Consider the following 23,509-nt stretch of genomic DNA (forward strand, 5'->3'; position numbering starts at 1 on the left):
GTGAAGCCGAGGCCCCTCGATTTCGGATCGGCATATCGAGGGCGGAGCGCATCTAAATTTGGACCGCTGCTTAAAGCGCGTCGCGATCCTTCGGGTTCGCTCCATGCGCTTTAGGTTTTGATTTTACGCATGTCTTTATCCCGAAACCGGTGCCCACTTTCGGGAGACATGCTTGGTCGCCTGCAGCTCAGTGGTCACCTGCCGCAAAGTTTTCCCTGCCAACCGAGAACACCAAGGCCGTTGGCCTCGCGGACTGTGAGCAAGTCTTGAAAGTTGTGCGCGGATAAACGCTCTTCGCGCCGGCGCTGTGCTCCGCTACAACGGAGCCGAGGGATGTTCTCCACAAAAGACTGGTCGTTCAGCACACGGGGTTTAAATCCAAACGAACCGTCTTCGGCGGCGTCGCATCACCGAGAGCGATGCCCACGCTTACGCAGGACTTGTCGATGAACGAGACCGTCGTTGAAATCCGAAGATATTCCGGGGAGGTCGAGAGGCACCAGCATGACTATCCCCAAGTGGTCCTACCGGTTTCCGGAGCACTCGAAATCGATCTGGGGCACCGTTCAGGACGGGTTTCGGGCAGCACTGGCGTCTTTGTTTCTGCCGGTTGCCAGCACGCGTTCTACGCCAAACAAACGGGCTCTTTCGTCGTACTCGACCTGCCGTCCCGCCTCGGCATCCGGGAGCCGGATGAAGACATACCCGCATTTTTTGCGATCGGCCGGGAGGTTCACGGCCTGATCGACTACATGGCGGTGCTGGCGACATCGCAGGAGCTTTCCGCCTCGCTTCGACACGCCTGGTCTACATTGCTGCTGGATCGCATCGCTCCTGCAAGGGATCGTCCGGATCGAGCAGAGCTTGCTGTCAGAAGAGCCACGGCGTTCATGCAACGAAAGCTTGCCGACCCAATCCGCATTGCGGATATCGCGGAAGCGGCAGGGATGAGCCCAACCCGTCTGCATGAAGCCTTCACCAGACGGCGCGCGACCACGCCGCACGCGCATTTGGTTGCGATGCGCCTCGATGCGGCTGAACGGCTGCTTGCCGATCCGCGCCTTTCCATCGCGGATATCGCGATTTTCAGTGGTCACTCTGACCAGAGCGCCTTGACGCGCGCAATGCGGCGGGAGCGAAACTCAACCCCGGCCGAAATTCGCCGAAATCTGCTCGGAAGAACGGGAGGAAAAGCCTAAAATCCGGAAGGTTTTGCCGAGATATCGGCCTCGCGCGGCGCTACGGATACGGAAATTACGCGTGTGTGAGGATCACCGATATGGATTTGACTCGTTTCAAAGCGCTGACATTCGATGTCTATGGCACGCTCATCGACTGGGAAACCGGCATCTGGAACGCGCTTCAGCCGCTTTTGAGCATGGCAAATCGCGAAATCAGCCGAAACGAAGCGTTGGAAACCTATGGGGAAATAGAGACGCGGCAGGAAGCCGAGACTCCTTCCTTGCACTACAGAACACTGTTGGCGGCAGTGCACGCAAGGCTGGCTCGACATTGGGAGATCACCGCGCAGGCTGATCTGCATGAACGTTTCGGCACCTCGGTGCCCGATTGGCCCGCCTTTCCGGATTCCAGGGAGGCGCTGGCCTATCTGAAACAGCATTTCCGTTTGGTCGTATTGTCCAATGTCGACGGCCAGAGTTTCGCGGCTTCAAACCGCAAGCTCGGTGTGAGCTTCGATGCCGTTTACACGGCGGAAGACATAGGCAGCTACAAGCCGGATCTGGGCAACTTCCGTTTCCTGTTCGGCAGGCTGAAGCAGGATCTGGGCATTCAGCAGGACGAAGTCCTTCATGTGGCCCAGAGTCTGTTTCATGATCATGCGCCGGCAGAGAGCATCGGGCTCGCCAGCGTTTGGATCGACCGCAGGTTTGGGATGGAGGGGTCAGGTGCAACGAAGCGGCCTCTTGCCCAGCCGAAGGTCGGAGGTCATTTTCCAACCTTGGCAGACTTTGCCGCTATGCATCGCGCAGCGAAGGAGAAGCATTGATCCCGTTCGCCAGATACGGGCGACGAGATCTGACGGTACACGCCGTCCTCGGCCGCGACCAAATGCGGCGTCTGCCGCATTGGCTGTCCTGGCGTTTTCTGCGCCTGCGTTGCGTGCGGACCCAAATGTCCGCTACGCTACGTTCTCAAAACGCCATCATATGACTCGCCAGAACGAATTTCGAAACAGCCTCGGGCAGCGGGGCAGCCGGCCATGAACGAATTCGACTTCGGTGGCCGCCGTGCCTCGGAGTTCCGCCATCGCGGCTTCTGGGCACTGTTCGCCGAGCGGCATCCGCAAGAAAGAGCCACGCTTGCAAGGCGGGGGCCGTGGTTCTGGCAGCGCGGGCTGCCGGATTTCGCTTTGGTGCTTTCGATGTATGTCGCGCCGGCGCAGAACCAAGTCGGCGTCTTCTTCGGGCGCAACGAAAAGTTCGGCGCCACGGAGTCCTGGTCGCGGCTGAAGCCTTTCCAGCCGGCGATCGAGGCCAGGCTGAAGCTCAAGCCCGAACAGAGTTGCCAGGGTCTCGGCATCAACTCGGTGTGGCGGGTGAACTGCTACGCCGAAGACAACTGGCCGGCCATGACCGACTGGCTGGTGAGGGAGTGCACACGCTTCGAAGAGGCCGTGACCGACGTTCTGGGGCAGGGGTGACGCGTCGGCGATGACGGACTTTTTCCGTACGCGCTGGAGGGGTGAAGCGCCGCTCGACCGGCTGTTCTGGCGCGACATGCTGCTCGTCGGGACGATCTTGAGCATCCTCTCTTCGGCGCTGGCGCTGATCCTGCTTGGATTGAAGCTGCCGCTCTGGCTGGTGCTGGTGGTGCATTTCCTCCCCGTTCCCTACAATATCTTCCTCACCATCGCCGTCTGGCGGACGGTGGAGAAGGGCGGCGGCCTGAAGGCGCAGCTGATGATGCTGGGTGCGGCGCTCTGGCTGATCGCGACGGTCGTGGCATGAGCCAAACGAAAAAGGGCGGCTGAAGCCGCCCTTTGCGAAGTCTTTTCCGAGGCATCAAGCCGCCGGTTCGAATTTCAGCGCCACGCCATTGATGCAGTAGCGCAGGCCGGTCGGCGGCGGGCCATCCTCGAAGACGTGGCCAAGATGGCTGCCGCAGCGCGAGCAATGGCACTCGGTGCGGACCATGCCGTAGCTGCGGTCGACAGTGGTCTCGATCGAGCCGGGCACCGGGTCGTTGAAGCTCGGCCAGCCGGTGCCGCTCTCGAACTTCAGCTTGGATTCGAACAGCGACTGGTCGCAGCCGACGCAGGAAAATGTGCCGGCGCGCTTCTCGTAGAGCAAGGCGCAGCTGCCCGGCCGCTCGGTGCCGTGATTGCGCATGACCGCATATTGCTCCGGCGTCAGCCGGGCGCGCCATTCGGCATCGGTGCGGGTGACGGGGTAGGTTTGGGTGTCCATTTGATCTCCTCAGCCTTGGCGGCTCGTTCTTGGTTGCAAGCTATATTCGCCTGAAGATAGGCGTTTGTTACAGACCTGCCCAGTGCCTGACATTCCAAAGTCGAATTCGCCCCTTTGGCCTTTTTCAGGCGTCGGCGCCGCCCCTCGCCGGCAGGACGGTGAGGGGCAGCGCCAACTTCCACGATTGGTGATCCCTGGAGCGATAGTCCCGCACGTCTTGAACTAATGCTTTCTGGAAAGCTGCTTCGTCGCGCTTTCGAGTCCGGCCAGCGTCAGCGGGAACATGCGGCCGCCGAAGATGTCGCGGATCATGGCGATCGAATGGGTATAGCCCCAGTTCTTTTCGCTCTCGGGGTTGAGCCATACCGCGTTCGGCCATTGCCGCAGCAGGCGGCCGAGCCAGACGGCGCCGGCCTCCGGATTCCAGTGCTCCACTGACCCACCGGGGTGGGCGATCTCGTAAGGGCTCATCGAGGCGTCGCCGACGACGATCACCTTATAGTCCGGCCCGTATTTGTGGAGGAGGTCGAAGGTCGGCATCACCTCCGCATGGCGGCGCCGGTTGTCCTTCCACACGCCCTCGTAGAGGCAGTTGTGAAAGTAGAAATATTCGAGCTGGCGGAATTCGGCGCGGGCCGCTGAAAACAGCTCCTCGACGCTCTTGATGTGGTCGTCCATTGAGCCGCCGACATCGAAGAACATCAAAAGCTTCACCGCGTTGCGCCGCTCGGGCCGCGTCTGCACGTCGAGATAGCCATGTTCGGCGGTGGCGTGGATGGTGCCGGGCAGGTCGAATTCCTCCTCGGCACCCTCGCGCACCCAGCGGCGCAGGCGTTTCAGCGCGATCTTGATGTTGCGGGTGCCGAGCTCGACGGCATCGTCGAAATTGCGGAACTCGCGCTTGTCCCAGACCTTCACCGCGCGGCGGTTGCGGCTTTCGTGCTGGCCGATGCGCACGCCTTCGGGATTGTAGCCATAGGCGCCGAAGGGCGAGGTGCCGCCGGTGCCGATCCATTTCGAGCCGCCCTGGTGGCGGCCTTTTTGCTCCTCGAGCCTTTGCTTCAGGGTCTCCATCAGCCTTTCGAAGCCGCCGAGCGCCTCGACCAGCTTTTTCTCCTCCTCGGTCAGGTGCTTTTCGGCAAGCCGGCGCAGCCATTCCTCGGGAATATTGGCGACATCGACCGCATCCGGTCCGCCCAGCGCCTCGATGCCCTTGAAGACATGCGCGAACACCTGGTCGAAGCGGTCGATGTGGCGCTCATCCTTCACCAAGGCGGCGCGGGCCAGGTAGTAAAAACCCTCGACATCGTAGTCGACCAGCCCGGCTTCCAGCCCCTCCAGCAGCGACAGATATTCCCGGAGCGAGACGGGAACGCGTGCAGCCTTCAGTTCGAGGAAGAAAGGGATGAACATTTTCTATTTATAGCAGATCATACTCGATGAAGCCGGTGCGGCGCGCCACGTGGTCGTAGAGCTTGCGCGCCGTGGTGTTGGTTTCGTGCGTCATCCAGTAGACGTTCTTGACGCCGATCTTTGCCGCTTCCTGCTTTACGGCATTGATCAGCGCGGCACCGATGCCCTTGCCGCGCACGTCCGGGTCGGCGAACAGATCCTGCAGATAGCAGTTGTTTTTCTCGGACCAGCCCGAGCGATGGTAGAGATAGTGGGTGAGGCCGACGGCCTTGCCGTCGAGCGTGGCGATAAAACCCTTCGGCTCGAATTCGCCTGCCGTGAACAGCCGCTTCCAGGTGACGGCATAGACCTCTTCCGGCAGCCTGGTTTCATAGAAGGTCAGGTAGTCGGTCCACAGGCGCTTCCAGTCGGCGTGGTCGGACTGCGCGAGCGGGCGGACAATAATCTCAGACATTTCATCTCCTGCGAAAGATTGCGGCCGAAGCTGCCTTCCCGTCCGGCCGGCGGCAACGGTCCACGGAAGGGAAAGCGCTATTGCTGCGGCCCTATTGCTGCCTTCTGGCCATGAAAGCCAGCCGCTCGAACAGATGCACGTCCTGTTCGTTCTTCAGCAGCGCGCCATGCAGCTTGGGCAATGCGTTCTTCGGGTCGGCGCGCAAATCCTCGGGCGCGATGTCGTCGGCGACCAGCAGGCGGATCCAGTCGAGCGCCTCGGACGTCGATGGTTTTTTCTTCAGGCCCGGTACCTCGCGGATCTCGTAGAACTGGGTGAGGGCCGCGCGCACCAGATTCTGCTTGATGCCGGGATAGTGGACGTCGACGATCCTGTGCAGGGTGTCGACGTCGGGAAAGCGGATGTAGTGGAAGAAGCAGCGGCGCAGGAAGGCGTCCGGCAGTTCCTTCTCATTGTTGGAGGTGATGATGACGATCGGTCTGATAGCAGCGCGGATGGTCTCGCCGGTCTCGTAGACAAAGAACTCCATCCGGTCGAGTTCCTGCAGCAGGTCGTTGGGGAATTCGATGTCGGCCTTGTCGATCTCGTCGATCAAAAGCACGACCTTCTTGCCGGCCGCGAACGCCTCCCAGAGCTTGCCGCGCTTGATGTAGTTCTTGATGTCGTTGAACCTGGCGTCGCCGAGCTGGCTGTCGCGCAGCCGCGACACGGCGTCATACTCGTAAAGGCCTTGCTGGGCTCGCGTCGTCGATTTGACATGCCATTCGATGAGATCGAGGCCAAGTGCCGCCGCCACCTGGTGGGCAAGCTCGGTCTTGCCGGTGCCGGGCTCGCCCTTGACCAGCAAGGGCCGCTCCAGCGCGATCGCCGCGTTGACGGCCACCATCAGATCCTTGTCGGCAACATAGGCCGCCGTGCCTTCGAAACGCATTTTTGCTCCTTGGTTCACCCCGCGACCGTAAGGACGCCGCCCGGCCTGTGCAAGGGTGCGATGCCGGCGGCGAATAAAGCAGCCGAGACCGGCTGCGTCACTGGCGCTTGACCGATGAGCGGCCTATATTGGGGAGGACGGTCTGTGCTTCCCGGCAGGAGAACATTTTCCCCGGGGCCTTAACGATCCTTAGGGAGCTGTCCCTGGGAAGACCCGTGGGTTTTCTCACACGGCGCCCACCTACTTTGTAGGTTCCCGGGATCGCTCTCTCCACCGGTTGTGTGGATCGTCACTTCTTGCCCCTGTATCCACGCATTTCGGTGGATGATGCGGTGGAAAACGTCGCTCCCAACACGCCATCCCGATCCGGCCTTTTCTATCGTCCGCGCATGACATCTCTCAAAGACCAGAAGAAACAGCTGCGACTCCAGGCGCTTGGACGCCGCGACGCGCTCGACGAATTCTGGCGGGTGGAAATGGCGCTCGAAATGGCCGAGACGGCGCGCGATCATCTCGCCATTGAGCCCGGCAAGATCGTCTCCGGCTTCTGGCCGATGCGTTCGGAAGTCGACGTCAGGCCCTTGATGTTCGCCTTGCGCGAAAAGGGCGCCAGGCTTTGCCTGCCTGCCATTCTCGACAAGACCACGATCGTCTTTCGCGAACTGGTGCGCGGCGCGCCGATGGTCGACATGGGCTTTGGCACGATCGGACCCCATGAAGAAGCCGAGGTGCTTGACCCCGAGGTGATGCTGGTACCGCTTGCCGCCTTCGACGCGCGCGGCCACCGCATCGGCTATGGCGCCGGCTATTATGACCGCGCGATCGCGAAGCTCGTCGACAAGGGGCATTCGCCCCGGCTGATCGGTATCGCCTTCGACTGCCAGGAGGTGGCGCAGGTTCCGGACGAGAACCATGACGTGATCATCCCGGAAATACTCACCGAGAGCGGGTTGCGCCGCTTCACGCCAAAATTGTAGATAATGGAGGCATGATCGTTTCGCGGATGTCATGCAGCTTTTGCTTCGCTGACTCTCGGTGCGGGATCATATGAGACTTCTCTTCCTCGGTGACATGGTCGGAAAAACGGGACGCACGGCGGTGTGGGAACAACTGCCCGGCCTGATCTCGGACTTCAAACTCGATTTCGTCATCGTCAATGGCGAGAATGCCGCGGGTGGCTTCGGCATCACCGAAGAGATCTTTCGCGAGACGATCGCGGCCGGCGCCGATGTCGTCACCACCGGCAACCATGTCTGGGACCAGCGCGATGCGCTGGCCTTCGCGCCGCGCGAAGAACGCTTCCTGCGTCCGTCGAATTTTCCCAAAGGCACGCCCGGGCGCGGCTCCGGCGTCTACATCGCCAGAAGCGGCGCGCGCGTGCTGGTCGCCAACATCATGGGCCGGGTGTTCATGCATCCCGAGCTCGACGATCCGTTCCAGGCTGGCGAACGCGAGCTTGCCGCCTGCCCGCTCGGCGAGCAGGCGGATGCGGTGGTGATCGACTTCCACGCCGAGGCGACCTCGGAAAAGATGTGCTTTGCGCATTTCGTTGACGGCCGCGCCAGCCTGGTCGTCGGCACCCACACCCACCAGCCGACCGCCGACCACCAGATCCTCAATGGCGGCACCGGCTATCTGTCGGATGCCGGCATGTGCGGCGACTATGATTCCTCGCTCGGCATGGACAAGGAGGAACCGCTCAACCGGTTCCTGTCGAAAGTGCCGAAGGGGCGCTTCGAGGCGGCGACCGGCCCGGCGACCTTGTGCGGGGTCGGTGTCAATATTTCCGATCGTACCGGACTGACCGAGAGGATCGCGCCGTTTCGTCGCGGGCCGCGACTGGAAGAAACGACTCCGTCCTTCTGGTCATGACATTGATATAGGCGCGCGCGGTACCTAACTGCCGACGACATCTGCTTCAGATCGTTAACAGAGGGGACAACGACCTCCATGCAGCTTATCGAATTTCTTGCGCCGCATTTTCAATTCGTTTCCGATCCAACCGCATGGGTCGCCTTGCTGACGCTGGTGGTGCTCGAGATCGTGCTCGGCATCGACAATCTGATCTTCATCTCGATCCTGACCAACAAGCTGCCGGAAGCGCAGCGGGCCCGTGCCCGCCGGCTCGGCATTTCGGCGGCGCTGGTCATGCGGCTGGTGCTTCTGGCCACCATCTCGGTCATCGTCCAGCTGACGACGCCGGTCTTCACCGCCCTCGGCCACGGCTTTTCCTGGCGCGACCTGATCCTGATCGCCGGCGGCCTGTTCCTGGTGTGGAAGGCGACCAAGGAGATCCATCACACGGTCGATCCCGACGACCACAAGGACACGATGATGGGTGAGACGCTCAAGATCTCGCTTGCCGGCGCGATCTTCCAGATCCTGCTGCTCGACCTCGTCTTTTCGATCGATTCCATCATCACCGCGGTCGGCATGACCGACGAGATCGCCATCATGTACATCGCCGTGATCGTGGCCGTCAGCGTGATGATGCTGGCGGCGGGTCCGCTGGCCAACTTCATCGCCAAGAACCCCAGCATCGTCATGCTGGCCCTGGGCTTCCTGTTGATGATCGGCATGACGCTGATCGCCGACGGCATGGGTTACCATGTGCCCAAGGGCTACATCTACGCGGCGATGGGTTTCTCGGCGCTGGTCGAGGGGCTCAACATGCTGGCGCGGCGGCGCAGGAAAGCGAAGCCCGGCGACGGGCATTGAGTATCGGGGTGCTGGGCATCTAACGCCCCGGCGCACCCTCCGGGTGGCGGTCGCCGATCAGGCCTAGCGTCAGGCCCTGTTCCAGCCAGGCCTTCGCGCCGGCCAGCACGAGCGTGAAGCCACCGGTCGAGCCGATCGCTTCCTTGACCTGTTCGTCGGGCGTGCCAGCGAAACCGAAGTTGCGGACCTCGAGAAAGGTCGCATCGCCAGGCATTTCGGTGAACGTCCAGACCACCGTTGTCGGCGGATCGCTCCATTGCATGACGATCCTTTCATTCCTGACGATCTCGCTGACCTTGGCGGTCGTCGAGACGCCATACATGCGCCACTCCCAGCGGACCTCCTTGCCGCTGTCCAGCCGGCCGCTGCCATGGGTGAACCAGAATTTGGTGGTGATAGCCGGGTCGACGATGGCCTCGAACACCTCGGCGACGGGCCGTCGGATCAGCATGCCGGCTTCGGCTGTCGGGGTTTCACGGATCTCCATGGCGGTCTCCTTTCTGGTCGTGGCGCTCACCAGGCGTCGGGCTCGCGCAGCATGTGAACGATGCTGGCCGGGTTGGTGATCCAGCCGCCGCGAAAGCCTTCGCCCAAGGGCTCGATGGCATCGCAACGCACGATGCCGGCCTCGGCGAAGTGTGCGGCAGCGGTGAAAAAATCTTCGGTGAACAGTTCCAGCCAGACCTCGGCCTGGCTCAACATCGGCGCCTCGTCGATCCACAGGCGGTTGGGTCCGAGCTCGAAGCCGACCGCCGGCGCCTTGGCGGTGAACGGCTTCAGGCCGACGATGTCGCGGTAGAAGGCGATCGTCGCCTCATACTGATGCGGTGGCACCTTCATGGCTATGTTGATGCCGCCGGTGATTTTCGTCGTCATTGCTGTCTCCATTGCGCTGCGCTTGGGTCGGCCATGTTCGGTCAGGCCAGGTTGACCTGCCATGAGACACCAAACCTGTCGTTCAACCAGGCGAAGCGGCGGCTGAAACCATAATTGTCGGGTGGCATCAGGAATCCGCCCTCCTTTGCCAGTGCGTCGACAATGCGGTCCAGTTCCTCCAAGGAGGAACAGTCGACGTAGAACGAGACCGACGGCGTGAAGCCGAAGGCGTGGTGTACGGGGCTGTTGAAGACCATGACGTCCCGGCCGGCGATGGAAGCGCGCGCCAGCTTCAGCGTCCCTTCAGGGCCATCCTCACCGGCACCATAGCGCGTGATGTCGAGGATGCTGCTGCCGGGAATGGTGTCGCAATAGAGGGCCATCGCCTCCTCGGCCTTGCCCTCGAACATCAGGAACGGCGTTACTATCGTCATCGCTGGCCTCCGTTTCCCTGCTCAAACATTGGTCTCGTTGGCGGGCTCGCCCTTCATCTCGCTGCGGTAATAGCCGTCGCGCAGATTGATGCCGTATTCGACATAGGCCTTCATGCAGGCCAGCATCTGCGACCAGCCCTCGCAGTTGAGGTAGGATTTCTTCAGGCCGACTGCGCCTTCCTGCCAACCGCTTTCGGCGATGGTGACGAGGGTGCCGCCATCGTCCAGCGGTTCGAAATTCATCTCGATGCGCGTCTTGTAGGCCGGCTTGCCGTCCGCGTCGGTGGCGTCCCAGCGCAGCACGATACGGCTGTCCTTGACCACCTCGTCGACCTCGACCGGCACCTTGCCCCACCAGACGACGCTCGTGCCGGTTTGCAGCGGTGCGCTGGCGCCGCCGATGGTGGTGAAATAGCCGCTGAGCTTCTTGGGGTTGACGACGGCGTCGAAAACTTCGGCGGCCGGTTTGCCGATGCGGCCGGAAACGCGGAATCCAAGAGACATATCCACAGCTCCATCCTTGAAAGGTTCAACAATATGTTATATAAACATAACATGTCAAGTCGATCGCAAGATGACAATGTTTTCAAGGCGCTGGCGCACCCGCGCCGGCGCGAAATGCTCGATCGGCTGAAGGACGAGCCGAAGACCACCGGCATGCTGTGCGATGCCTTTCCCGATATCGACCGCTGCACCGTCATGCTGCACCTGAAGGTGCTGGAGGAGGCGAAGCTGATCGTTGCGCGCCGCGATGGACGCGAGCGCTGGAACCATCTCAACGCACTGCCGATCAAGCAGATCCACGATCGCTGGATCAGCCAGTATGCCGGCCATGCGCTCAGCATCATCGACCGGCTGAAGTCCGATCTGGAGGCGTAAGCGTTTGCAGCAGCCTGTCCGGTTACGCCACGCGCGCGGTGCGGCTGGACGAATTGAGCCGATTTATCTATAAGCCGGCCATTCCGACAAAGAGCGCCGTACGTCCTCCGGACGCATCAAGGACGTTCTGAAATTTTGAATTCGAGCATTTTGCAACAGGCGAGGTAATGCATCTCGCTGCAGAACGCTCTAGCCGAACACGACAGGGGTGCCATGGCTGGCCATTCACAGTTCAAGAACATCATGCACCGCAAGGGCCGTCAGGACGCGGTGCGGTCGAAAATGTTTTCCAAGCTGGCGCGCGAAATCACCGTGGCCGCCAAGAGCGGCACGCCCGACCCATCGATGAATCCACGCCTGCGGCTGGCGATCCAGAACGCCAAGGCAGTGTCGATGCCGAAGGACAACATCCAGCGCGCCATCAACAAGGCGTCGATGGGCGATGCCGAAAACTACGAGGCCGTGCGCTATGAGGGCTATGGCCCAGGCGGCGTCGCCGTCATCGTCGAGGCGTTGACCGACAACCGCAACCGCTCGGCGTCGAATGTGCGCGCCGCCTTCACCAAGGCCGGCGGCGCGATGGGCGAAACCGGCTCGGTGTCCTTCATGTGGGACCGTGTCGGTGAGATCTATTATCCGGCATCGGCCGGCAGTGCCGACAAGGTCATGGAAGCGGCGATCGAAGCCGGCGCCGACGACGTCGAAACCGACGAGGAAGGCCACACGATCTATTGCGCCTTCGAGAATCTCGGCGAGGTGTCGAAGGCACTGGAAGCCTCGCTCGGCGAAGCGGAATCGGTGAAGCTGATCTGGCGGCCGCAGAACAATGTTCCGGTCGACGAGGAGCGGGCACAGTCGCTGATGAAGCTGGTCGCCACGCTCGAGGACGACGATGACGTGCAAAGCGTCTACGCCAACTTCGAAGTCGACGACGAGACCTTGGCCAAGCTCAGCGCGGCGTGATGAGCGAGACGCCGCTGCCCGCCATCCGCATCACCTATTGCACGCAGTGCCAGTGGCTGCTGCGCGCCGGCTGGATGGCGCAGGAGCTGCTCTCCACCTTCGGCACCGACCTTGGCGAAGTGACGCTTGTGCCCGGCACCGGCGGCGTCTTCACCATTTCCTGCAACGACGTGCTCATCTGGGACCGCAAGCGCGACGGCGGCTTTCCGGACGCGGCAAAACTCAAGCAGCTGGTCCGCGACGTAATCGATCCGGACCGCGACCTGGGCCATGCCGACCGCAAAACGCACAAGAAGACAGACCCCGCCTGAGGCGGGGTCTTTTGCATTCGCGGGCTGCTGTCTTCAGATCAAAGCCATGATGAAGCAGGCCATCGCCACGATGGCGGTGACGGTGCGGACGTGGTTCCACATTACCCACTGGCTCAGATGGTTCGCCCATACGGCGGCGCCGTTGGCGCTCGCAGGATCGACGGCGGCGAGTGCGTCGTTGAGCGGCACGTTGAAGACCATGGTCACGATCGGATTGCCGATGAAATAGATCACGGCGCCGGCAAGCAGCCAGTATGAGCCTGATTGGCTCCAGTCCAGAAGAACGGCGGCAATCAGCACGAGGCAGATGAGGCCGGTGCCGAAAAGAGCGGTCATGAAGCTTGGGGTGATCACCGTGACGTTGATCGAATTCATCGCGGCGATGCCTTGCGGGACGGGCAGCCGGGCAAGGGCTGCCATGACGAAATTGGAAAAGGCGAAGAAGACGCCGCCGACGACGCCCGAGCCGATTGCGGCGATGATGGTGAGGGTGGGAACAAGCTTGCTCATCTCAGTTACTCCAGATTCGGCTAGCGGCGGTTTCGGTTGCGTAGGCGGAAAAGTCTTTCGGTGCACGGCCGAGCACGCGCTGGACGCCGTCAGTGAGCATCTCGTTGCGGCCGTCGAGCACTTGGGTGAACAGCTCATCGAGCAGCCAGACGATTTCGGGTGGCAGTTCATGCGACGCGATAGCGGCCGTGAACTCGTCATGCGAAATTCTGACAAAGCGGATGTCACGTCCGGCTGCCTTGGCAATTTCGGCGACCGCGTCGGCGAAGCTCAACAGCCGCGGCCCCGTCAGCTCATAGAGCTGGCCGACATGACCGGGCCCGGTCAGCACCGCTTTGGCGGCGTCAGCGATGTCGTCGACATCGACAAAGGGTTCGCCGACAGGTCCGACCGGCAGGGCCACTTCGCCCGCCAGCAACGGCTCGACGAGAAAGCCTTCGCTGAAGTTCTGCGAGAACCATGCGCAGCGCAGGATCGTCCAGTCGGCCCCGGAAGCCTGCAGCATCTCTTCGGCGCGCTGCGCCTCGTGCTCGCCGCGGCCCGACAACAGCACCAGACGTCGAACGCCATGCTCCTCGGCAAGGCGGGCGAAGGCATCGATCACTTCGGCGGCGCCCGGCACGGCGATGTCGGGATAGTAGCTGATATAGACCGCGCTGACGTCCTTGAGTGCCGGAGCCCAGCTTGCGGGCGCCTCCCAGTCGAAGCGCGGCGTGCCGGAACGCGAGCCGATGCGTACCGGAATGCCGCGCGCCGTCAGCCGCTCGGCAAGACGGCGGCCGGTCTTGCCGGTGCCGCCGAGGATCAGAATTGGTTTGGTGTCGGTCATGGTGGTTTTCCTCTGTTTGAAAACATGAGTAATCCTCATATTTGCAAAACGTGATAAACCCTCGTATTTTATCAGTCAAGCCATTTTCTCGGCGATTGTGCCGAATGCATTGTTGGAGACAGTCCATGGAAGGCACGCCGGCCAACGAGCAGATCGCTTCGCCACGGCGGGCGCCAAGCCAGCAGCGCAGCCGCGAGCGGGTGGAGCGCATGCTGGCCGCGGCCTCGGCGCTGATCACCGAGCAAGGCAGCGACGCCATGCGCATGGGCGAGGTCGCGGAACGGGCAGGGGTGTCGATCGGCTCGCTCTACCAGTTCTTCCCCGACAAGCGGGCGATCATCTGGGCACTGGCCGAGCGCTACACTGCCGAAAGCCAGGCCTGTATCTCGGCGGCACTCGCCGATGTCGGCGACGCCGAAGGCCTGCGACGGGCGTTTTCGGAGCTGGTCGATATCTACTACGGGCTGTTCCTGGCCGAGCCGGTGATGCGCGACATCTGGTCGGGCACGCAGGCCGACAAGGCGCTGCGGCAGCTCGAACTCGCCGACAGCCGGGCCAATGCGGAGTTCCTCGTGGCGGTGCTGAAGCGCTTGCGTCCCGGCGCCGACCCCCTCGCCCTGGAAACCACGGCGCTTCTCGTCTGGCAAATGGGCGAGGCCGCGGTACGGCTGGCCATCTCGGTCGAGCGGCAGGAGGGCGACAGGCTGGTCGCCGCCTACAAGCGCATGGCGCTGCGGGAGTTGTTGGACGGGTAGAATGCCTCCAACCCCTCCCTTTGTGGGGTCGAAGGAAGGGCAAGCCCCGTGGCTCGCCCCGGCAAGCCGCTGCGAAGCAGCAGGGTGGGGCCGGCGCCAGACCCCCACCCGGACCTCGGTCCGAGTTCCCCACAAGGGGGAGGTAGGGGTGGGCGCCAGCTCGAGGCGCGTCACCTCATCGCAACAAAAAACCCGCCACAAGGGCGGGTTTTTTGATCTGCGACAATGCCGAAGTGGCTTAGAGGCCGAAACCTTCGAAACGCTTCTTGAACTTGGAGAGGCGGCCGCCGCGGTCGAGCAGGGTCTGCTGGCCGCCGGTCCAGGCCGGGTGGGTGGTCGGGTCGATATCGAGGTTCATCGTATCGCCTTCCTTGCCCCAGGTCGAACGGGTCGTGTATTCGGTGCCGTCGGTCATGACGACCTTGATGGTGTGGTAGTCGGGATGAATAGCGCTCTTCATGGTTCGGTTCCTGGCTTGCCGGCGCGGCTGACGGGCATGAGCCTGCGTCGATGCGCCTCTTTTTAAAACTCGAAGCCGTAGCTATTGAGGAGCCACGGCTTCTAAAACGGTCGGCGAGCCTATACATCAGCCGAAATTGAATCACAAGGCCGCGTCAAACGCATATTGATGGCGCGCACGAAAAGGGCCAGAGGAAAACGGTCATGGCGGACATCAGTGGCGATGCGGACGAGCGTCGGCGCTCGCTCAAGCCGCTCAGGCGCCTGTTCCCCTACCTCGGCCGCTACCGGAAACTGGTCATCGGCGCCGTGATCTCGCTGACGGTCGCGGCGGCGACGACACTGGCCCTGCCGCTGGCGGTGCGGCGCATGATCGACCACGGCTTTTCGGCATCGGATTCCAGCTTCATCGCCGAATATTTCGGCATGCTGGTGGTGATGGCCGCCGTGCTGGCGGCGGCGTCGGCCTGCCGCTACTATTTCGTCATCACGCTCGGCGAACGTGTTGTCGCCGACATCCGCAATGACGTGTTCAGCCATGTGACGACCCTCTCGCCATCCTTCTTCGATACATCACAGTCGGGAGAGATCGTATCGCGGCTCGCGGCCGATACGACGCAGGTCAAGTCGGCCGTGGGGGCGACCGCCTCGGTTGCGCTGCGCAACGTCATCCTCGGCCTCGGCGCCGTGGCAATGATGGTCTTCACCAGCCCGAAACTGTCCGGCCTGGTCATCGCGGCCATCCCCGTCATCGTCTTGCCGCTGGTCGCCTTTGGGCGCTCGGTGCGTCGCAAGTCGCGGCTGGCGCAAGACACGCTGGCTAATGCGACCGCCTATGCCAGCGAGCAGATCGGCGCGGTGCGGACGCTGCAGGCTTTCACCAACGAAAGACTGGTCACCGGTCGCTTTTCGTCCGCCGTGGAGGCCGCCTTCGAGGCGGCGCGCGCCTCGATCTTCGCTCGCTCCTTCCTCACCTTCTTCGCCATCTTCATGATCTTTTCCTCCGTCGTGGCGGTGCTGTGGTTCGGATCGCGCGACGTGCTCGAAGGCACGCTGTCGCCGGGCACGCTTGGCCAGTTCCTGCTCTATTCGGTGTTCGCCGCAGGCGCGCTCGGCGCGCTGTCGGAGGTCTGGGGCGAACTTGCCCAGGCAGCGGGCGCGGCCGAGCGGCTGACCGAGATCCTGGCCGAAAAGCCGGCGATCCAGGCGCCGGCCGAGCCGAAGCCGCTGCCGGCGGTCGCCAAGGGCGCGATCGTCTTCGACGACGTCTCCTTCTCCTATCCGGCGCGGCCCGACCGGGCCGCCGTCCACGGCCTGAGTTTCCAGGTCATGCCCGGCGAGACAGTGGCCATCGTCGGCCCTTCGGGGGCGGGCAAGAGCACGGTCTTTTCGTTGATCCTGCGCTTCTACGATCCCGAAACCGGCAAGATCATGATCGATGGCGTCGATGTGCGCGAAGCCGATCCGGGTTCGGTGCGCGAACGCATAGCCATCGTGCCGCAGGACGTCACCATCTTCGCGGCGAGCGCGCGCGACAATATCGGCTTCGGCCGGCCGGGCGCAGGCAATGCCGAGATCGAGGCGGCGGCGAAGGACGCGCTGGCCGACGAATTCATCCTCAAGCTCGAGAACGGCTATGACAGCCAGGTCGGCGAACGCGGCGTGACGCTGTCCGGCGGCCAGCGCCAGCGCGTGGCGATCGCCCGCGCCATCCTGCGCGACGCGCCGATCCTGCTGCTCGACGAAGCCACCTCGGCGCTGGATGCCGAAAGCGAGACACTGGTGCAGACGGCGCTGGAGCGGCTGATGCAAGGCCGCACCACCATCGTCATCGCCCACCGGCTGGCAACGGTGCTGAAGGCCGACAGGATCCTGGTCATGGATGGCGGCCGCATCGTCGAGGAAGGCACGCATCAGAGCCTGGTCGCCAAGGGCGGCATCTATGCCAGGCTTGCCAAGCTGCAGTTCGAGACCGGCGCCAGCGCCTTCAGAGGGGCGGCGGAGTAGACAGGCGCTTCTGCCCTGTCGGTTCCCTCGATGGCTTCACGCGGTTCCATACCGTTTGCGCAGGTGATCGACGAAATACACGGCGTTGAGCTTTTCGCCGGTGGCGCGTTCGAGCAGGTCCGGCGTCGACCAGCGCGAGCCCTGCGACCATATCTTCTTGCGGCGCCAGTCATTGATATCCGTGAAATTCCCTTTCGCCAGGTCGTCATCTGCGGAAGGATGTTCGCGCGTCAGCGCGGCCCATTGCTGCGCCGCCATCATCGCGCCCAGCGTGTAGGACGGGAAGTAGCCGAAGGCGGCACCCGGCCAGTGCACGTCCTGCATCGGCCCGTCGGCCGGATTGTCCAACGTGGAGAGGCCGAGATAGTCGCGCATCTTGGCGTCCCAGGCTTCGGGCAAATCGGCAACCTCCAGCCTGCCCGAGACCAGCTCCTGCTCCAGCTCGTAGCGCACGATGACATGCAGGGGATAGGTCACCTCGTCGGCATCGACGCGGATCAGGCCGCGCTCGACGCGATGCACATGCGGCAGGAGATCGTCGAGCGACCAGGCCTCGCCGAGATGCTTTTCCACCACCGGTAGCGCCCAGCGCCAGAAGGCGGGATTGCGGCCGATCTGCTTTTCGACGAACAGGCTCTGGCTTTCATGCACGGCCATGCCGCGCGCCTTGCCGAGCGGCCAGTGCGACCACGCCTTCGGCAGGTTCTGTTCATAGAGCGCATGGCCGGTCTCGTGCAGCACGCCCATCAGCGCCGACAGGAAATCCGATGTCTTGTAACGGGTGGTGATGCGCACATCGCTGGGCACGCCGCCGCAGAAGGGATGGTGCGATACCGACAGCGAGCCGTGCGTCAGGTCGAAACCGACGGCCGCCATCATGGCAAGGCCAAGCTCGCGCTGCTTGTCGATCGCGTAGGTGCCTGAGAGCGGCCTCAGCGGATGCTTGCGCAGCCGCGCCTCCTGGATCGCCAGCGCCTCCGGCACGAATCCCTTGAGGAAGGCTTTCAGGTCGGCGAAGACGGGGGTGATGTCGGCGGTACGGTTGCCGGGATCGAATTGCTCCATCAGCGCATCGTAAGGGGCGAGGCCGAGCACGTCGGAACGCAGGGCCGCCTCTTCGCGCACCAGCGCCACCACGCCCTCGAGCGCCGGCTGGAAACCCGCCCAATCGTTCTTGGCGCGCAGGTCGCGCCACAGCTGCTCGCAACGCATGCGCGCCGTCGTCTGGCGTTCGACGAATTCGACCGGCAGGCAGGTCAGGTTGGTGTATTGCCGCCGCAGTTCGCCGAGCGCCGCACGCTGCTGGTCGTCGAGCGCCTCGCCTTCGGCGGTGGCGATCCAATCGGCGATTTCCGGAGCGGTCGCCCTGCTGTGGTACATGCCGGCCAGTGCCGCCATCGCCTCGGCGCGCTTCTCGCCGCCGCCGACGGCCATATGCGTGGCTTCGTCAGCGCCGAGGATGGCCAGCGCATGCTCAAGCGCTTCGAGCTTGTGGCCGAGGTCGTCGAGTTTCTGAAAGGACATGGCGGCTTCCGTGATTGAGGACGGCGCGAAAAGACACCAACGCAAAAGCGTTGGCAACCCTCGGATGCCCTCCGGCGGATGCATCTTGCGCAGGCGATGCCACACATGAAATGCTGCCGGCAACGCATGAAGGGGGAGCAAATGATCGGCAACATCCTGGTCGGCCTGGCGGCCTTGATCCATGTCTACATCGTCTATCTCGAGATGGTGCTGTGGGACACGCCGCGCGGGCACAAGACATTCCGCCTGACGCCGGAATTCGCCAGGGCGTCGAAGGTGCTCGCCGCCAATCAGGGCCTCTACAACGGATTTCTCGCCGCAGGCCTGATCTGGGGGCTGTATCTCGGCGCCGCCGGTTTTCAGGTCAAGGTCTTCTTCCTGTTGTGCGTGGCCATTGCCGGCCTTTACGGCGCGGCAACGGCCGGCCGCAAGATCCTGTTCATCCAGACCGTGCCGGCGGTGGTCGCGCTGATCGCGGTCTGGCTCGGTTGGTAGGCAGGCCGGGCTGGTGAGGAAAAAGGACGCCCGCGGGATTGGGGTCCCGAAGGCGCCAGGTGGTCCCTTCCTCTTGGACCTTGCCGGAGGCCTCAGCCGTTCGGATAGGCTCCGCCGTCGGCGCCGTCACCCATCAGGAAACCGCTGCCGGTATCGACCCACAGCCGCTGGTCGACATTGTCGAGGCGGCGCAGCAGGTCATGGTATTGCGCTGCCGGTATCCTGCCGTGATCGGACGCGGCTATCTTTTCGGCCGCCTGCCTGATGCGGGCGGTGCGCATTTCCAGGCGCTCCGCCACCGCCGGGGTGATGTTGTTGGCCTGCCTGGCGTCGACTATGCCGTGGCGGATGCCCTGAGCCTGTTCGATGAGAGCCTCGACACGCGGGCCGGTCATGTCTGTCGGGTCCGTCGCCTCGAGAGCGCCCTTGTGATGGCCTGCGGCATAGGCGCCGGCGAGCGGGGCGACAATGAGAACCGTGGCAAGCGTTGCCGTCTTGAGAGGTGTTGATGTGCGCATGGGGCGCTTCCTCCTGCTGGGAAGGGGGCGGTCGCGCCGCCTCGCCTTCCGACCGTTTGGGTCGTCCAGTTCCGTCGCGTCGCGATGGGAGGCATCGCCGGCGGTTCTCGGCCCTGAGCGGCAAGCTAGGAGCGCTCCGGCGCGAAGTGTAATTAAAAAAAGATAATCTTTTCAGGCCTTGCCGGCTACACTCTGCGCCCTAGAGTTGAGCCGGCGAACAAATTCGCGTGAGTTCGCGTGATGAGAAATCAACGTTCGGTGAGCTTCAGTTCAATGCGGCGGTTTTTGTTGCGCGCTTCGTCGGTGTCGGCGGGGTCGAGCGGCTGGAACTCACCGAAGCCGGCGGCGACCAGACGGTTGGCCGGCACGCCGTTCTCGATCAGGAACTTGACCACCGAGGTCGAACGCGCCGTCGACAATTCCCAATTGTCGCGGTAGCGGCCGGTGCCGGAGAGCGGCTTGTTGTCGGTATGGCCGTCGACGCGCAGCACCCAGTTGATCTCGGGCGGGATTTCCTTCTGCAACTCGATGATGGCGTCGGCGAGCTTCTTCATCTCGACCTTGCCGGCATCGTTGATCACCTCGGAGCCGGTCGGGAACAACACTTCCGACTGGAAGACGAAGCGGTCGCCGACGATGCGGATATTCTCGCGGTCGGCGAGGATCTCGCGCAGGCGTCCGAAGAAGTCGGAGCGGTAGCGGTTCAATTCCTGCACGCGCTGCGCCAGGGCGACGTTCAGCCGGCGGCCGAGATCGGCGATCTTGGTGTTGGAATCGCGGTCGCGGGCTTCGGACACGTTGAGGGCGTCTTCAAGCGCGCCGATCTGCTTGCGCAGCGCGGCGATCTGCTGGTTGAGGATCTCGACCTGGCTCAGCGCCTGCTGGCTGATCTGGCGCTGGCTGTCGAGTTCGCCCGAAAGCGCCGCGGCGCGCTGGTTGGCCTGGTCGCCGGCGCCGGCGCCTTGCGCCAGCAACTGTTCGAGCCGGCTCTTCTCGGCCTCGGCCGCCGACAGCGACGCCTGCAGGTTGGCGAGCGAGTCCTCCTTGTCCTGCGCTGTCGAGCGCTCCAGCGCCAGAAGTTGTGTCAGTTCGTTGATCTGCGAGTTGAGGCGGTTGAGCACCGTGTCCTTGCCGGAAATCTCGCGGCCGAGCAGGAACTGGGCCAGCACGAAGACGGTGAGCAGGAACATGATGGCGAGCAGCAGCGTCGACAGCGCGTCGACGAAGCCCGGCCAGTAGTCGATGCGGCGGTCGGCGCGCCGTCTTGCTAGCGCCACGTCAGTGGACCCCTTGCTTCTTCAGCGCGTCGGCGATCTTCTCCAGCGTGTTGCGCATCGCCTTCTGCTCGTCGGACTGGGCCTCGACCCAGTCACGCATGATCTGTTGTTCCGAACGCATGTTCTTGACCAGGCCGGAAATGCCGTCGGCGAGATTGGCCATGGCGGTGGCGACGCGCGGATTGGAGCCGCCGCCATTCTCCTGCATGCTGCGCAGGCGCTCCGACAGCAGACGGATTTCGTCGGATGGTTCGCTCTTGGCCTGATCGGAGACGACGATGTCGGAGGAGAGATCGGTGACCGAGGACAGCCAGTTCTCAAGCTCGGTGTAGAAGCGCGTCTGGGCGCGGCCCGCCTGCAGGTCGAGGAAGCCGAGCACGAGCGAGCCGGAGAGGCCGAACAGCGAGGACGAGAAGGCCGTACCCATGCCGGCCAGAGGCGCTGCAAGCCCTTGCTTCAGCGAATCCAGCACGGCGGCGGCGTCGCCGCTGCCGGGATCGAGCGCTTCGATGGTTTCGCGAATCGAGCCTATCGTGTTCAGCAGGCCCCAGAAGGTGCCGAGCAGGCCGAGGAACACCAGGAGGCCGACCAGGTAGCGCGAGGTGTCGCGGCTTTCGTCGAGGCGCGTGGCGATGGAATCGAGCATGGTGCGCATCGAGGAGGTCGAGAATGCCATGGTCGAGGAGCGGCCGATCATGGCTTTCATCGGCGCCAGCAGCACCGGCTCGGTGGTCTCCGAACCGGCGCGGAAGGAGTTGAGCCAGCGCACTTCGCGAAACAGCCGCCCGACCTGGGCGAAGGCAAGCAGGATGCCGACCGCCAGCACGCCGATGATAAGACCGTTGAGCCCGGGATTGGTGACGAAAGCCGTCGAGATCTGTCGCGTCAGGATAGCGGCAATGAAGGCGACGATGGCCAGGAAGATGACCATGGTCAGCAGGAACACCTGCGGACTCGACAGTTTATGCGGATCGTAGATCAGTACGTCGGAGCGCTTGCCCATGCCGAAGGATCTGAGAAAAGCCATCCGTGCCCCGTTTCGCTGCCGCTGCCGCCGATCACGTCGTTCGCGACTCTAAACGCAATTGTGACCAAATTGAATGGCGCTTGGCAATATTGCCACGAGCGGATCAGAAACGGTTTATCACCAGACAGTCGACCATGGCCGCCAGATGCAGGCCTGCGCCGGTGACGACGAAGCCGTGCCACAAGGCGTTGTGAAAGCGCAGACCCTTCCAGGCGAAGAAGATGACGCCGCAGGAATAGACGACGCCACCGGCAACGATGAGCACGATCGACGTCGTCGGCAGCGTCGCGACAAGCGGCTTGACCAGGACGATGCCGCTCCAGCCGATGGCGAGATAGAAGACGATCGCCAGCCGGTCAAAACGGCCGGGAAAGCCCACCTTGATGGCGATGCCCGTCGCCGCCGCGATCCAGACCAGCACGATCATCCAGCGGGCCAGCGGCGACGCGTCGAGCTGGGCCAGAAAAGGCGTGTAGGTGGCGGCGATGAGAAGATAGATCGCGGCGTGATCGAAGCGCCGCAGAACCCATTTGGCCGGCGACGTCACCGGCCACAGATTGTAGGCCAGCGACACCGAGAGCACGGTCAGCAGCGAAACGACATAGAAGGCGGCGGCGATGTACTCGCCAGGTCCGACGCGAAACGCCGCCAGCGCCAGCAACGCCGAGCCGGCCGCGATCGCCAGCACGATGCCGACAGCATGGACAATGCCGTCGGCGATCATCTCCGCGCGGGAGTAGTGCCAGCGCCCGACAAAGGGGATTTCGATTTGCGGCGGGATGTTGGTCATCGATCGTCCTGCATCACCCCATATCTGGGCAACCGCCGGACAGTATTTCAAGCTCAGGTGGCGGTTTTGCGACCGCGGCCGTTCAGCGCGGCGGGAGGGCTTCAGCGGGGTGCCAGGGGCTTTTTCACCGTCTTCAGCAGCGCACGCTGGATGACCTCGTTGCCGGCAACGACGGAGCCGTTGTCCAGCATGTCCTGCCCGCCATCCATGTCCGAGACGAAACCGCCGGCTTCGCGGATCAGGAGCAGGCCGGCGGCGATGTCCCAGGCCGACAGGCCGGTTTCCCAGAAACCGTCCATGCGGCCGGCAGCGACATAAGCGAGATCGAGCGCGGCGGAACCGAGACGGCGCACGCCCGAGACCTCGGCCATGACGTTGCGCAATTCCACGAGGAAATTGCCGTGGTGGCCGCGTCCCAGATGCGGCATGCCGCAGCCGATCACCGTGTCAACCAGCTTCGTGCGGCCGGCCACGCGCAGCCGGCGGTCGTTCATGAATGCGCCGCCACCGCGCTCGGTCGTGTAGAGCTCGTCCATGGCCGGGTTGTAGATGACTCCAGCTACGATCTGGCCCTGGCGCTCCAACGCGATCGAGACGGCGAAAAGCGGAATGCCGTGCAGGAAATTGGTGGTGCCGTCGAGTGGATCGACGATCCAGCGGTGCTGGCTGTCTTCGCCTTCCACCGCACCGCGCTCTTCCATCAGGAAACCGTAGCCCGGACGCGCCTTCGACAATTCGGCAAAGATGATGTCCTCGGCCTTGCGGTCGGCCTGGCTGACATAATCGCCGGGTCCCTTCAACGAGACCTGCAGGTTCTGGACCTCGCCGAAGTCGCGCGACAGCGAGCGGCCGGCCTTCATTGCGGCCTGGACCATGACGTTGAGAAGGGCTGAGCGTGCCATCGTATGTCT

Annotated in this window: 30 protein-coding genes and 1 other RNA gene; 14 read left to right on the forward strand and 17 right to left on the reverse strand. The window is 63.2% G+C overall.

The features are described from left to right. Window positions 1–446: 446 nt before the first annotated feature. The 4 genes from FJV83_RS32150 to FJV83_RS32165 all read left to right on the forward strand — a co-directional run bounded on the left by FJV83_RS32150 (window position 447) and on the right by FJV83_RS32165 (window position 2,969). On the forward strand, window positions 447–1,199 hold the full coding sequence (locus tag FJV83_RS32150; protein WP_142877004.1) for an AraC family transcriptional regulator: 753 nt from the start codon (window positions 447–449) through the stop codon (window positions 1,197–1,199). 80 nt (window positions 1,200–1,279) lie between these two features. Then, window positions 1,280–2,008, forward strand: coding sequence for a haloacid dehalogenase type II (locus tag FJV83_RS32155; RefSeq protein ID WP_142886816.1), 729 nt, complete (start codon window positions 1,280–1,282; stop codon window positions 2,006–2,008). Window positions 2,009–2,221: 213 nt separating this feature from the next. Then, window positions 2,222–2,662, forward strand: a complete 441-nt coding sequence (locus FJV83_RS32160) for a hypothetical protein (protein ID WP_095772016.1) — start codon at window positions 2,222–2,224, stop codon at window positions 2,660–2,662. A 10-nt stretch (window positions 2,663–2,672) separates the two neighbouring features. Then, window positions 2,673–2,969 carry a hypothetical protein gene (locus FJV83_RS32165; RefSeq protein ID WP_095772017.1) on the forward strand — a complete coding sequence of 99 codons (297 nt, stop codon included), beginning with the start codon at window positions 2,673–2,675 and terminating at the stop codon, window positions 2,967–2,969. Between the two features lie 54 nt (window positions 2,970–3,023). Here the strand turns inward: FJV83_RS32165 and msrB are convergent, their stop codons facing one another. The 4 genes from msrB to FJV83_RS32185 all read right to left on the reverse strand — a co-directional run bounded on the left by msrB (window position 3,024) and on the right by FJV83_RS32185 (window position 6,226). Continuing rightward, window positions 3,024–3,428, reverse strand: a complete 405-nt coding sequence (gene msrB / locus FJV83_RS32170) for a peptide-methionine (R)-S-oxide reductase MsrB (RefSeq protein ID WP_095772018.1) — start codon at window positions 3,426–3,428, stop codon at window positions 3,024–3,026. 222 nt (window positions 3,429–3,650) lie between these two features. Further along, window positions 3,651–4,841 (reverse strand): VWA domain-containing protein, encoded by a 1,191-nt coding sequence (locus FJV83_RS32175; RefSeq protein ID WP_095793465.1) that lies wholly within the window; start codon window positions 4,839–4,841, stop codon window positions 3,651–3,653. 7 nt (window positions 4,842–4,848) lie between these two features. Beyond that, a complete protein-coding gene (locus FJV83_RS32180) occupies window positions 4,849–5,295 on the reverse strand; it encodes a GNAT family N-acetyltransferase (protein ID WP_095789917.1) in 447 nt (148 codons plus the stop codon). Window positions 5,296–5,386: 91 nt separating this feature from the next. After that, complete coding sequence (locus FJV83_RS32185) at window positions 5,387–6,226, reverse strand: MoxR family ATPase (protein ID WP_142886817.1); 840 nt, start codon at window positions 6,224–6,226, stop codon at window positions 5,387–5,389. Between the two features lie 136 nt (window positions 6,227–6,362). Between FJV83_RS32185 and ssrS the strand changes: the two genes are divergently transcribed. From ssrS to FJV83_RS32205, 4 genes are all read left to right on the forward strand, one after another. Continuing rightward, window positions 6,363–6,518, forward strand: a non-coding RNA gene (ssrS, locus tag FJV83_RS32190) — 6S RNA. Window positions 6,519–6,615: 97 nt separating this feature from the next. Then, complete coding sequence (locus FJV83_RS32195; RefSeq protein ID WP_142886818.1) at window positions 6,616–7,203, forward strand: 5-formyltetrahydrofolate cyclo-ligase; 588 nt, start codon at window positions 6,616–6,618, stop codon at window positions 7,201–7,203. A 70-nt stretch (window positions 7,204–7,273) separates the two neighbouring features. Beyond that, entirely contained in the window at window positions 7,274–8,098 is an 825-nt protein-coding gene (locus FJV83_RS32200) for a YmdB family metallophosphoesterase (RefSeq protein WP_095772023.1), read from the forward strand. A gap of 78 nt (window positions 8,099–8,176) precedes the next feature. Then, a complete protein-coding gene (locus tag FJV83_RS32205; protein WP_095772024.1) occupies window positions 8,177–8,944 on the forward strand; it encodes a TerC family protein in 768 nt (255 codons plus the stop codon). Window positions 8,945–8,963: 19 nt separating this feature from the next. Here the strand turns inward: FJV83_RS32205 and FJV83_RS32210 are convergent, their stop codons facing one another. The 4 genes from FJV83_RS32210 to FJV83_RS32225 are packed head-to-tail and all read right to left on the reverse strand — an operon-like array spanning window position 8,964 to window position 10,758. Further along, window positions 8,964–9,431, reverse strand: a complete 468-nt coding sequence (locus FJV83_RS32210) for an SRPBCC family protein (protein ID WP_095789950.1) — start codon at window positions 9,429–9,431, stop codon at window positions 8,964–8,966. Between the two features lie 26 nt (window positions 9,432–9,457). Continuing rightward, window positions 9,458–9,820 (reverse strand): hypothetical protein, encoded by a 363-nt coding sequence (locus FJV83_RS32215; protein WP_095789915.1) that lies wholly within the window; start codon window positions 9,818–9,820, stop codon window positions 9,458–9,460. A gap of 41 nt (window positions 9,821–9,861) precedes the next feature. Next, window positions 9,862–10,254, reverse strand: a complete 393-nt coding sequence (locus FJV83_RS32220; RefSeq protein ID WP_095772026.1) for a VOC family protein — start codon at window positions 10,252–10,254, stop codon at window positions 9,862–9,864. A gap of 21 nt (window positions 10,255–10,275) precedes the next feature. Next, window positions 10,276–10,758, reverse strand: coding sequence for an SRPBCC domain-containing protein (locus tag FJV83_RS32225; RefSeq protein ID WP_095772027.1), 483 nt, complete (start codon window positions 10,756–10,758; stop codon window positions 10,276–10,278). Window positions 10,759–10,809: 51 nt separating this feature from the next. On the opposite strand from FJV83_RS32225, the gene FJV83_RS32230 reads away from it, so the two are divergent. The 3 genes from FJV83_RS32230 to FJV83_RS32240 all read left to right on the forward strand — a co-directional run bounded on the left by FJV83_RS32230 (window position 10,810) and on the right by FJV83_RS32240 (window position 12,407). Continuing rightward, entirely contained in the window at window positions 10,810–11,133 is a 324-nt protein-coding gene (locus tag FJV83_RS32230) for a helix-turn-helix domain-containing protein (protein WP_095793464.1), read from the forward strand. Between the two features lie 213 nt (window positions 11,134–11,346). Continuing rightward, complete coding sequence (locus FJV83_RS32235) at window positions 11,347–12,096, forward strand: YebC/PmpR family DNA-binding transcriptional regulator (RefSeq protein WP_095772028.1); 750 nt, start codon at window positions 11,347–11,349, stop codon at window positions 12,094–12,096. Further along, window positions 12,096–12,407: a SelT/SelW/SelH family protein gene (locus FJV83_RS32240; protein WP_095772029.1), complete on the forward strand. Its 312-nt coding sequence runs from the start codon at window positions 12,096–12,098 to the stop codon at window positions 12,405–12,407. Before FJV83_RS32235 ends, FJV83_RS32240 begins: the two co-directional genes overlap by 1 nt. Window positions 12,408–12,440: 33 nt before the next feature. Here FJV83_RS32240 and FJV83_RS32245 read toward each other — a convergent pair whose 3' ends face one another. Together FJV83_RS32245 and FJV83_RS32250 are read right to left on the reverse strand one after the other, a co-directional pair. After that, complete coding sequence (locus FJV83_RS32245; protein ID WP_142886819.1) at window positions 12,441–12,917, reverse strand: DUF1772 domain-containing protein; 477 nt, start codon at window positions 12,915–12,917, stop codon at window positions 12,441–12,443. Window position 12,918: 1 nt separating this feature from the next. Next, window positions 12,919–13,746, reverse strand: coding sequence for an NAD(P)H-binding protein (locus tag FJV83_RS32250; RefSeq protein ID WP_142886820.1), 828 nt, complete (start codon window positions 13,744–13,746; stop codon window positions 12,919–12,921). A 125-nt stretch (window positions 13,747–13,871) separates the two neighbouring features. Between FJV83_RS32250 and FJV83_RS32255 the strand changes: the two genes are divergently transcribed. Then, window positions 13,872–14,501 carry a TetR/AcrR family transcriptional regulator gene (locus FJV83_RS32255; RefSeq protein ID WP_142886821.1) on the forward strand — a complete coding sequence of 210 codons (630 nt, stop codon included), beginning with the start codon at window positions 13,872–13,874 and terminating at the stop codon, window positions 14,499–14,501. Window positions 14,502–14,739: 238 nt separating this feature from the next. Here FJV83_RS32255 and rpmE read toward each other — a convergent pair whose 3' ends face one another. Further along, window positions 14,740–14,961: a 50S ribosomal protein L31 gene (rpmE, locus tag FJV83_RS32260; protein WP_010912060.1), complete on the reverse strand. Its 222-nt coding sequence runs from the start codon at window positions 14,959–14,961 to the stop codon at window positions 14,740–14,742. Window positions 14,962–15,164: 203 nt separating this feature from the next. On the opposite strand from rpmE, the gene FJV83_RS32265 reads away from it, so the two are divergent. Then, on the forward strand, window positions 15,165–16,967 hold the full coding sequence (locus FJV83_RS32265; RefSeq protein ID WP_142886822.1) for an ABC transporter transmembrane domain-containing protein: 1,803 nt from the start codon (window positions 15,165–15,167) through the stop codon (window positions 16,965–16,967). A 36-nt stretch (window positions 16,968–17,003) separates the two neighbouring features. On the opposite strand, the gene FJV83_RS32270 is transcribed toward FJV83_RS32265, so the two are convergent. Beyond that, a complete protein-coding gene (locus tag FJV83_RS32270; RefSeq protein WP_142886823.1) occupies window positions 17,004–18,491 on the reverse strand; it encodes a carboxypeptidase M32 in 1,488 nt (495 codons plus the stop codon). A gap of 141 nt (window positions 18,492–18,632) precedes the next feature. Between FJV83_RS32270 and FJV83_RS32275 the strand changes: the two genes are divergently transcribed. Beyond that, window positions 18,633–18,986, forward strand: a complete 354-nt coding sequence (locus tag FJV83_RS32275) for a DUF1304 domain-containing protein (RefSeq protein WP_095789910.1) — start codon at window positions 18,633–18,635, stop codon at window positions 18,984–18,986. A 92-nt stretch (window positions 18,987–19,078) separates the two neighbouring features. Here the strand turns inward: FJV83_RS32275 and FJV83_RS32280 are convergent, their stop codons facing one another. The 5 genes from FJV83_RS32280 to FJV83_RS32300 all read right to left on the reverse strand — a co-directional run bounded on the left by FJV83_RS32280 (window position 19,079) and on the right by FJV83_RS32300 (window position 23,500). Next, the gene (locus FJV83_RS32280; RefSeq protein WP_142886824.1) at window positions 19,079–19,504 is read right to left on the reverse strand and encodes a hypothetical protein; all 426 of its coding nucleotides are present in this window, start codon (window positions 19,502–19,504) and stop codon (window positions 19,079–19,081) included. Between the two features lie 248 nt (window positions 19,505–19,752). Next, the gene (locus FJV83_RS32285; protein WP_095772037.1) at window positions 19,753–20,781 is read right to left on the reverse strand and encodes a peptidoglycan -binding protein; all 1,029 of its coding nucleotides are present in this window, start codon (window positions 20,779–20,781) and stop codon (window positions 19,753–19,755) included. A 1-nt stretch (window position 20,782) separates the two neighbouring features. Further along, the gene (locus FJV83_RS32290; RefSeq protein ID WP_142876990.1) at window positions 20,783–21,808 is read right to left on the reverse strand and encodes a MotA/TolQ/ExbB proton channel family protein; all 1,026 of its coding nucleotides are present in this window, start codon (window positions 21,806–21,808) and stop codon (window positions 20,783–20,785) included. A 103-nt stretch (window positions 21,809–21,911) separates the two neighbouring features. Then, window positions 21,912–22,598, reverse strand: coding sequence for a hemolysin III family protein (locus FJV83_RS32295; RefSeq protein WP_095772039.1), 687 nt, complete (start codon window positions 22,596–22,598; stop codon window positions 21,912–21,914). Window positions 22,599–22,699: 101 nt separating this feature from the next. Continuing rightward, window positions 22,700–23,500 (reverse strand): inositol monophosphatase family protein, encoded by an 801-nt coding sequence (locus FJV83_RS32300; RefSeq protein WP_095789907.1) that lies wholly within the window; start codon window positions 23,498–23,500, stop codon window positions 22,700–22,702. Window positions 23,501–23,509: the final 9 nt, after the last annotated feature.

The organism is Mesorhizobium sp. WSM4307, assembly GCF_007003945.1.
Classification (GTDB): Bacteria; Pseudomonadota; Alphaproteobacteria; order Rhizobiales; family Rhizobiaceae; genus Mesorhizobium.